Genomic DNA, 9146 nt, shown 5'->3' on the forward strand with positions numbered 1-9146 from the left:
CAACGGCCCGGGGTAGTGGTGGAGGGCCGCGGAGACGGCCCCGGCGGCCAACTGCCGTGTCAGGGCGGTGAAATCCGCGTCCAGCCGACCGGCCGTGCGATACGGACGCGACAGCGGAGCTGACGGCCCCAGCAGGGCGCGCAGCCGGGAGATCTCGGCGCGCAACGTCACCGGTGACACCGACTCGTCCTCGTACAGGGCGATCGCCAGTTCCTCGCCCGACAGGCCCGCGCGATGGTGCGCGAGCAACGCCATGATCTCGCTGTGCCGCCGCCCGAGCCGGAGCGTGCGACCGGCGGTGACCAGCAGCGCTTTGTTTTGGCCGAGGGCGGCCAGGGTGTCCGCGGCGGCCGGCGGATCCGGTTCGAGCAGGGTCAACTGGGCTTCGGCGGCCCGGGCCACCGCCTGTACGAAGCCGAGGGAGTGCGGGTGGGCCAGGCCGTCGCCCCCGGTGATGTCCACCGCGCCCAGCAGCGTGCCCGTCCGGGGATCCCGCACCGGGGCCGCCGCGCAGGTCCATGGGTGCACCCGGCGACTGAAGTGCTCGGCCCCGAAGACCTGCACCGGTTCGCCCGTCGCGACCGCCGTCCCGGGGGCGTTGGTCCCCATCGCCGACTCCGCCCAGCGCGCACCCGGGACGAAGCCGAGGCCCTCGGCCCGCCGCAGGGTGCCCGGTTCGCCCTCCACCCACAACAGGCTGCCCCGCGCGTCGCACACCGCCAGCAGGTGCGCCCCGCGCGCGGCGAACGCCCCGACGAGATCCCGGAACAGCGGCATCACCCGGGCCAGCGGGTGCGCCTCCCGGTACGGCCGCAGCTCCGCCTCCGCGATCTCTACCCTGGGTGTGCACTCCGGGCTGAGCCGGGCTCGCGCGCACCGCCGCCAGGACCGCGCGATGACCGCCCGCACCGGCTCCTCGACCCGCCCGTCCCGGGTGAACGCGGCATGGGCCCGTCGTAGTTCGCGCGTGCGCGCGGCCGGATCGGCCCCGCCCGGCAGCGCCACCGCCGGATCGCCCATGTCACCCTCCTGTGGTGCCGCGCGGCAAGGAGCTACAAAGCTGCGGAGCGTCCCCATCGTCGTCCGGGTACCGGCTCCCGGCAAGGCGTACGTCGGCCAGGGCGCCGGCGGTACGCGGCCGCGGGGGCCGAAACCTCATGGGGGCGGGATCGGCCTCCAGCGCCGAGCCGGGGTCCGGGGCGGAGGGGCCCCGACGGGATCCGGCGCCCCGCACGCATTCCTCAAACTTGACTACCGGGTGCGGGTGGCCGAGGGTCCCCACCGCGGGCGCGCGACGATGTGGGGGCGGCCACGCCCCGGGTGACTTCGAGGACCGTGCGGGTGTCGGGAACGCACAGTCGTGACGGCGCGTTGAGGGGGTAGTAGTGGTCGACGGCAGAAGGAGGTGTCCGCAGATGTCCACGAGCGGAAAGATCGCGGTTGCCGGAGTCGTGGCAGCCATCGTGCTGTTCTGGACCGTGGGGTTCTGGGCGGGGTTGCTGGTCCTGATCGGCGTGCCGCTCGCCGCCTACTTCCTGCTGGACTCCTCTCAGCGGCGTCGTCTGCGGGGTATATCCAGGAAGCAGATCGGCCGCTGACCGCGGCCGCCGCGCAGGCGCCCCGCGGGGCGAACGGGCTCCGGCTTCGGCGCGGAGTCCGGCGGGTGTGTCCGACGGGCGGCACCGTTGCGCGGACCCGCTCGGCAGCGGTCACGCCCGAGCGGTGTGGACCGCCCGGGCGGCGGCCGGGTCAGGCGGCGCCGCTCACGGCGGCCGGGGCGAGGTCGAGGTCAAGGTCGAGGTCCGCTTCGAGCAGCATCTGGGACGCGTGGTCCACGAGGTGTCGGAGCACCGGCAAATAGGTCTCGTCGCCGCCCAGTTCGTCCAGGATGCGGTACCCCTCGGCGCGGAACGCGTCGATCTCCGCCCGGTAGCGGTCGAGGGCGGCGGGCGTCCGCAGCAGCCCCTCCAGTTCCGTCCTGGCCTGATGTGAGCGCCCGGCGGCGGCACACAGGCCCAGGATGTGCTCCCGGGAAGCGGGTGAGGCGTCCTCGATGACGGAGGCGAGGAGATAGGTGACGGTGCCGTTGAGCAGGTCTTCATTGCGACCGGACAGAATGTCTTCCTGGTCGTTGAATATTTGCCAAAGGATGCCGAAGACGTAGCCGAATTCACGCCACAGCTCCACCTTCTCGTCCGTCGTTCCCGAGAATATCGCGGCCATCGCCGTGATCATTCCGAAGGGCGCACCGGACTTGCCGCGATACGTCTCGACCACCGATTTCCGCGAGGCGCCGCAGATGTCCCCGCGCATGTCGTCGATCTGTCCGTCGACGCCGATGATCCATCCGTTCAGGATTTCGGTGATCAGGGCGCTGCGCGCCGACTCCGGGAGATCTTGTGACAGGAGGATCTGGATGGGAAGCGAGTTTCCCGTGATGACGGAGGCGAGCAGCGCTTCGTTCTCGGTGAGCTCGCCGGAGATGGAGGCACCGTTGGCGTCCGCCAGGTCGTCGAGATAGCAGGCCGAGGTCCACCACAGCAGGTGGACGGCGGACAGCGGAATGGCCGGCTTCGGATTGCCGGTCTCTATGGCGTGGGTGAGGAGCGGCAGCACCGAGAGGGGATGTCTCAGTTTGCGCTGTTCCAAGAGCTTGGCCACTGAGTTCCTGGTCGTGCCGGCCAGGGGGCCGAGGCGCTCCAGCGCGGTGTCGATCTCCGCGTCGATGTCCTGCGAGACTTCCCGGTGCAGGTCCAGGTAGGACATGGAATTCAAGAATGGCCTCCGTCGTGGAATGGGCCGCTGGTGCGAGGTGCGCACCTTTGAGCCGCGTGACTGGCCGATTCGATCATTCCGGAGGAGGGGGATCCAGAGCGATTTCCGGCCTCCGCGGCCGGATTTTTTCGATCATGGGGGGCCGGAGCGGCCCGCGCCTGGGGTCGTGCATCGACGAACCGCTCGGTATGGGTCGTACCTCATGGGCGCTGTTGCCGTCGCTGCCGTTGCCGTCACTGCCTTCACCGCCGTCACCACCGTGGTCACCCCCCGGCCCGGGATCACGACGGGCGGACCGCGATCCGGTCCAGCGCCGTCAGCAGGTCCGGCAGGTCCGGCAGGTCCGAAGTCCCCTCATGGGGGACCGTGAGCACCTCGCTCGGTTCCTCGTCCAGCAGGACGAAGGCCGCCTCGCCGGTGCGCGCCACCAGCGACCAGCCGGGCCCGTCCACCCGCAGCGTCCGGGCCCCCTCGCCGGCGAACGAGGACCGCACCCGGCCGGGCGGCGGCGGGGTCTTCGTGTACGTCAAGGCCTCCTCCAGCGCCCGCGCGAGCCCGGGATGCGCGGCGGCCGCCGCCCCGCCGTCCGTGGCCACACGCTCCCGCCAGTCGGCCCACTCCCGCGCGATCTGGTCCGCGCCCATCCGCCGCTGCACCGGCCCCCATGCGTCCGCCGAGGGCGGGGCGAGCGGGACCCGCCCCGTCCCGTCCGCTCCCTGCTCGGGATCGTGCGGCTCCGGGATCCCCGACGCGGCCACCGACAACTCCATCGGCCAGCCCGCCAGCGAGACCACGATCGTCCGCTCGTCGGGCGACAGGTCGTATTCCATCCCGCAGTCCCAGGAGGCGATGGCCGTCGCGACGAGCGAGACGTCGTCCACGACGACCGTCCAGCGCGCGCCTTCCTCGTCCTGGCCGAGCACCAGTCCGTACCCCTCCCCTTCCGGCGCCACGCCCAGCAGGGAGCACGCCTCGGGGAAGTCGTCGCCCAGGATGCTGGGGAATTGCGCCGGGGTCAGCAGCACAGCGGTCAGCACGTACAGCGAGCCGCCACCCTCGTCGTCGGACACCTGGCCTCCTGGTAGCTCTCTCGTCGGCGCACCTTAACCAGCGGGTAACCCGCCCGTCGAGAGCTTGCGGGACACGATTTCCAAGGCTGCTACCTGCACGTAGAGTTGAAGACCCGCCACAGAAAGGGACACCAGGTGCAGCGTTACGATCGGCTGAGGGAGATCCTCCGTCTCGATCCCGACCGGGATTTCCTGGCCATCTACCGACTCATCGCCACCTACGAGTTCCCCTGGGACTTCACCCGTGCCCTGGAACTGGCACTGTTCCGGACATATGCCGTCCCGAGCATCGGTGGCCTGCTGGCCGAGACGGCCGAGTTCACCGACCGGACCCAGAAGCGCTACGACGACACCGCGCTGCTCCTGGACGCGGTCGTCGAGCACGGCTTCGAGAGTGACACCGCGCGCACCGCCATCCGCCGCGTCAACCAGATGCACCGCAGCTACGACATCTCCAACGAGGACATGCGGTACGTCCTGTGCACCTTCGTGGTGATTCCGGCGCGCTGGCTGGACGCCTACGGCTGGCGTCCGCTGACCCACCATGAGCGCCGGGCCTGCGCGAACTATTACGCCACCCTCGGCCGCCACCTGGGCATCACGGACATCCCGGGCTCCTATGGAGAGTTCGAAGCCACCCTCGCGGCCTACGAGGAGGCCCACTTCGGCTGGGATGAAGGAGCCCGCAAGGTCGCCGACTCCACCCTCGACCTCATGGCCTCCTGGTACCCGGCGCCGGTCGCCCCCGCCGTGCGGCGCGCGAGTCTCGCCCTCCTCGACGAGTCGCTCCTCGACGCCTTCCGGTACGAGGCCCCGCGCCCCCCGGTTCGGCGCCTCGTCCAGGGCGCCCTGTGGCTGCGCGGCCGCGCGGTACGGCTGCTGCCCCCGCGCCGGGCCCCGCACTACGCGCGCCAGAACCCGGAGATCAAGTGCTATCCGGACGGCTATGACGTGGGTGAGCTCGGCACGTTCCCGGCGCCCGGCTCGGGCGGCTGCCCCGTTCCGCATCCCCGCTGGCCCGCCGGAGCCGAGGCCCAGCCTCCGGCCTGACCCCGGGCACCTCCGCGGACCCCGGGTGAGGGGCCGACGTAAAGGCGTATGTCACGGGCGACGCACGGCCAGCACCAGAAAGCGGTCGTCGTCGTCCGCGTACGAGGCCATGTCCCAGCCCGAACCGGTCAGCAGCGGGCCGAGGTTGTGCTCAGCCCGCATGTCCTGCGGGGTCAGCTCGCGGCCATGGCGCGCGGCAAGGGCCGCCCGCCCGATCGGGTGGAAGAGCGCGAGTCCGCCACCGGGGCGGACCACCCGGGCGAGCTCGCGCAGGTTCGCCCCCGGGTCGGGCAGGTGGGCGATGAGCCCGGCGGCGAACACCGCGTCGAGCACCTCGTCGCACAAGGGCAGCCGGGCCACGTCGGCGAGCAGCAGGGCGCCCTCCGAGTCCCGCCCCGCCCGCCGCGCGGTGGTGAGCATCTCGGGTGTGATGTCCACGCCGAGCACGGTCCCGCCGGGTCCGACGGCGGCCCGCAGCGCGGTAATGGCGCGCCCGGTGCCGCAGCCCGCGTCAAGCACCCGGTCCCCGGGCCGCAGCCCGAATTCGGTCACGGCGGTGGCGAACGCGGGCCCGTCCCCGGGGAACTTGCGGTCCCAGTCGGCCGCGCGGGCCCCGAAGAACTCCTGCACGTGTGTCCGGTCTTCGCTCATGCTCCCATGATCCCCTACGGCGGCCCGCCCGCGTCTCCGCGGGCCGTGTGCAAGCTGGCACGTGGTGTGATCGGAGATGCACGTAGCTCTGTCATATTCCAGCAGTTCCAGCTGCTTTCGAAATGCGTCCCCTGTTCGCGCCCTCACCCGGACTAGCGTCCCGTGGCCATGGGACACCTGGGACATCTGGACCACGCCGCCTATGGGTGGCTGACACCCGTGCTGTCGTATGTGATGGCATCGATCGGCGCCGCCCTCGGGCTGCGCTGCACCGTCCGCGCGCTCGCCACGACCGGAGCCTCTCGCCGCAACTGGCTCCTCACCGCAGCCTCCGCCATCGGCACCGGCATCTGGACCATGCACTTCGTCGCGATGCTCGGCTTCGAGGTCACGGGTACCGAGATCCACTACGACGTGCCGCTCACGATCCTCAGCCTGCTCGTCGCCGTGCTGGTCGTCGGCGCCGGAGTCTTCGCCGTCGGCTACGGCAAGGAACGTGGCCGGTCTCTCGTACTGGGCGGCCTCACCACCGGACTCGGCGTCGCCAGCATGCACTACCTGGGGATGGCGGCCCTGCGACTGCACGGGGGCCTCTCCTTCGACCCGCTCACCGTCGGACTCTCCGTCGCCATCGCCGTGATCGCGGCGACCGCCGCCCTGTGGGCCGCGCTCAACATCAAGTCCCCGGTGGCGGTCGCCGTCGCCTCGCTCGTCATGGGCGCCGCCGTCAGCAGCATGCACTACACGGGGATGATGGCCGTCGCCGTCAGCGTCAGCCCCTCGGACGCGGCCCTGCCCGGTGCCACGGCCATGCAGTTCATCTTCCCGCTCGCCGTCGGGCTGGGCTCCTACCTGTTCATCACCGCCGCCTTCGTCGCGCTCTCCCCGACGGCCGGCGAGCGCGCGGCCTCCGCTTCGGCCCGGCACATGGGGGAGCACACCGTGACCGCCTACTGACCGCGCACCAGCCGCGTACGGACTGCCCACCGGCCCCGCACGGACCGTCCACCGCCCGCGAGTGACCGCGCACCGGCGGCCCCCCCGCCACGTACGGCCCCCGTCGACCGCGCCGATCCCGCGGCACCGCACCGCCGCGCACCGACCGTCGCCCCCCGCCCGCCGCATCGCCGCACCTGCCGCACCCGCTCTGCCGCCGCACCCGCTACACCGCACCCGTAGGCACCGCCCGGAACGAGGAGCCCATGCGAACACCCCGCAGAAGACCGGAAGCGGAGGCGCCGCGCATGCCCGCGCCCCCGGCACGCGGCCGCCGGGCCCACGCCGGGGCGCCGGCCGAGGAACCGGCGGAGCTCCGGGCCCACCAGCCCCACCCGCCCGCCGCGCGCGTGAGCGGACCGCGGCCCCGGTTGCGGCTGCGCCCCGCCACCGTCCGCGCCAAGATCGTCTCGCTGCTGATGGTCCCGGTCGTCTCGCTCCTCGCCCTCTGGGCCTTCGCCACCGTCAACACCGCCCAGGACATGGCCCGGCTCGGCCGCGTCCACCAGGTCGACACCGAGATACGTACGCCCGTCGCCGCCGCCGTCACCGAGCTCCAGGCCGAACGCCGCGCCGCCGTCCGGCTCCTCGCCGACCCCGCCGGCGACCAAGGCGCCCTGGACCAGCAGGCCCGCCGGACCGACGCCGCCGTGCAGCGGCTGCGGCTCGGTGACCAGCACACCGTCGCGGACTCCGGCGATTACCGCTCCGACATCGTGGTCCGGCTGGAGGCGTTCGTCGCCGCCGCCGAAAGCCTGGGATCCTCGCGCAAGGACATCGCCGGCCGCCGCGCCACCCCCGAGGCGGCCTACACGATCTACACGCGCGTGGTCGACTCCGCGTTCGCCGTCGGCGGCGCCCTGACCGGCGGAGAGAAGGCCGAACTCGGCCCGGACGCCCGGGTCCTGCTCGAATTCTCCCGCGCCGCCGAACTTCTGTCCCGGGAGGACGCGCTGCTCGCCGCCCCCGGCCCGCGCACCACCGAAACGCTTCGGCAGCTGACCGGCGCCGTCGAGTCCCGCCGCGCGCTCACCGACTCCGCCGCCCGCGACCTCCCCGCCGAACACCAGGCGGTCTGGGAGTCCGCCGCCAAGAGCGCCGCCTACGCCGACCTCACCGGCGCCGAGGACCGGGCGCTGGCCGCCGGTACCTCCAAGGAGAGCCGCGGGGTGCCCGCCGGATGGGACGCGGCCCACAACGCCATCGCCTCCTCGATGCGGGAGGTCGAGGCGTCGGTGCACGCCGCGGCCGCCGACCGGGCCGACCCGTTCGCCGAAGGGGCGCTCACCCCGGCCGGGGCCGCCGTGCTGCTGGGCCTGGCGGCCGTCGCCGCCTCTCTTGTCATCTCGGTCCGGATCGGCCGGGCCCTGGTCGTCGAACTCGTCTCGCTGCGCAACACCGCCCTGGAGATCGCCCACCGCAAACTCCCGCAGGCGATGGAACGGCTGCGCGCCGGTCAGGACATCGACGTCGCCGTCGAGACCCCGCCCGGGCCGCCGGCCGAGGACGAGATCACCCAGGTCGGTGAGGCGCTCGGCACCGTCCACCGGGCCGCTCTCAGCGCGGCCGTCGAACGGGCGGAACTCGCCAGCGGGATCTCCGGCGTCTTCGTCAACCTCGCCCGCCGCAGCCAGGTCCTCGTACACAAGCAGCTCACCCTGCTCGACTCGATGGAGCGGCGCACCGACGACCCGAACGAGCTCGGCGACCTCTTCCGCCTCGACCACCTGACCACCCGGATGCGCCGGCACGCGGAAAGCCTGATCATCCTGTCGGGCGCCACCCCGGGCCGGGCCTGGCGGATGCCGGTCCCGCTCACGAACGTCGTGCGGGCCGCCGTCTCCGAGATCGAGGACTACCCGCGGATCGAGATCCGGCAGCTCGCGGAGGCCGCCGTGGTCGGGGGCGCCGTCGCCGACCTCACCCACCTGCTCGCCGAACTCATCGAGAACGCCGCCCAGTTCTCCCCGCCGCACACCAAGGTCCGGGTCAGCGGCGAGCCCGTCGGCGCCGGCTACGTCCTGGAGGTCGAGGACCGCGGACTCGGCATGGGGCCCGAAACCCTCGCCGACGCCAACCGCCGCATCGAGCGGTCCGAGTCGCTCGACCTCTTCGCCAGCGACCGGCTCGGGCTCTTCGTGGTCAGCCGGCTCTCGGCGCGCCACGGAGTGAAGGTGCACCTGCGCACGTCACCCTACGGCGGCACCACCGCGGTGGTGCTCCTGCCCAACTCCATGCTCCAGGGCGCGATCACGACCGGGGTCCCCGCCGGAGCGCGTGCCGCTGCCTCCGTCCATGGCTCGGCCCCGGGCACCGCCATGGCTCCGGAATCCGACCCGGCGCCCCGACCGGAGCCGACGGCCCCCGTTCCGGCCCGTGCCCCGTCCCCGGTCTCGTCCTCCTCCCCGGCACCGAAGGCGGTCGCGCGGGCCGAACAGCCGCCCGCCGTGGCCGTCGTACGGGAGGACGCGCGGCCCCCTTCGGCCGAGCCCCCGGCCCAGGCTCCGGCCCCGAACCCCGTACGCGAGGAGCCGCGCCCGGCCCCGGTGGCTTCGCTCCGTCCACGCGCCCCCGCGGGCGCGGGCATCCGTACCCAGGCGGCCG

Annotated in this window: 8 protein-coding genes; 4 read left to right on the top strand and 4 right to left on the bottom strand. The window is 72.8% G+C overall.

Going from position 1 to position 9146, the window contains the following annotated elements; translation table 11 throughout:
- A partial coding sequence (locus ACWGIU_RS19960; protein ID WP_453707586.1) for a GAF domain-containing protein occupies window positions 1-1020 on the bottom strand: 1020 nt, incomplete at its 3' end.
- A 395-nt stretch (window positions 1021-1415) separates the two neighbouring features.
- Here ACWGIU_RS19960 and ACWGIU_RS19965 point away from each other — a divergent pair.
- Window positions 1416-1598 (top strand): hypothetical protein, encoded by a 183-nt coding sequence (locus ACWGIU_RS19965; RefSeq protein ID WP_453707588.1) that lies wholly within the window; start codon window positions 1416-1418, stop codon window positions 1596-1598.
- 151 nt (window positions 1599-1749) lie between these two features.
- Here ACWGIU_RS19965 and ACWGIU_RS19970 read toward each other — a convergent pair whose 3' ends face one another.
- A complete protein-coding gene (locus ACWGIU_RS19970; protein ID WP_453707597.1) occupies window positions 1750-2766 on the bottom strand; it encodes a polyprenyl synthetase family protein in 1017 nt (338 codons plus the stop codon).
- 290 nt (window positions 2767-3056) lie between these two features.
- On the bottom strand, window positions 3057-3845 hold the full coding sequence (locus ACWGIU_RS19975) for a hypothetical protein (protein WP_453707590.1): 789 nt from the start codon (window positions 3843-3845) through the stop codon (window positions 3057-3059).
- 135 nt (window positions 3846-3980) lie between these two features.
- Here ACWGIU_RS19975 and ACWGIU_RS19980 point away from each other — a divergent pair, with 135 nt between their 5' ends.
- Entirely contained in the window at window positions 3981-4895 is a 915-nt protein-coding gene (locus tag ACWGIU_RS19980; protein ID WP_453707591.1) for an oxygenase MpaB family protein, read from the top strand.
- Between the two features lie 51 nt (window positions 4896-4946).
- Here the strand turns inward: ACWGIU_RS19980 and ACWGIU_RS19985 are convergent, their stop codons facing one another.
- Window positions 4947-5546 carry a class I SAM-dependent methyltransferase gene (locus ACWGIU_RS19985; RefSeq protein WP_453707593.1) on the bottom strand — a complete coding sequence of 200 codons (600 nt, stop codon included), beginning with the start codon at window positions 5544-5546 and terminating at the stop codon, window positions 4947-4949.
- Between the two features lie 177 nt (window positions 5547-5723).
- Here ACWGIU_RS19985 and ACWGIU_RS19990 point away from each other — a divergent pair, with 177 nt between their 5' ends.
- Together ACWGIU_RS19990 and ACWGIU_RS19995 are read left to right on the top strand one after the other, a co-directional pair.
- Window positions 5724-6503, top strand: a complete 780-nt coding sequence (locus ACWGIU_RS19990) for an MHYT domain-containing protein (RefSeq protein WP_453707599.1) — start codon at window positions 5724-5726, stop codon at window positions 6501-6503.
- A 245-nt stretch (window positions 6504-6748) separates the two neighbouring features.
- Window positions 6749-9146 (top strand): sensor histidine kinase (locus ACWGIU_RS19995; RefSeq protein WP_453707595.1); only part of this gene is annotated, 2398 nt, incomplete at its 3' end.

The organism is Streptomyces sp. NPDC054840, from assembly GCF_053611065.1.

Coding starts and splice junctions, on each gene's coding strand:
- ACWGIU_RS19985 (WP_453707593.1), bottom strand. CDS start 5,546: ATGAGCGAAGACCGGACACACGTGCAGGAGTTCTTCGGGGCCCGCGCG.
- ACWGIU_RS19970 (WP_453707597.1), bottom strand. CDS start 2,766: ATGTCCTACCTGGACCTGCACCGGGAAGTCTCGCAGGACATCGACGCG.
- ACWGIU_RS19965 (WP_453707588.1), top strand. CDS start 1,416: ATGTCCACGAGCGGAAAGATCGCGGTTGCCGGAGTCGTGGCAGCCATC.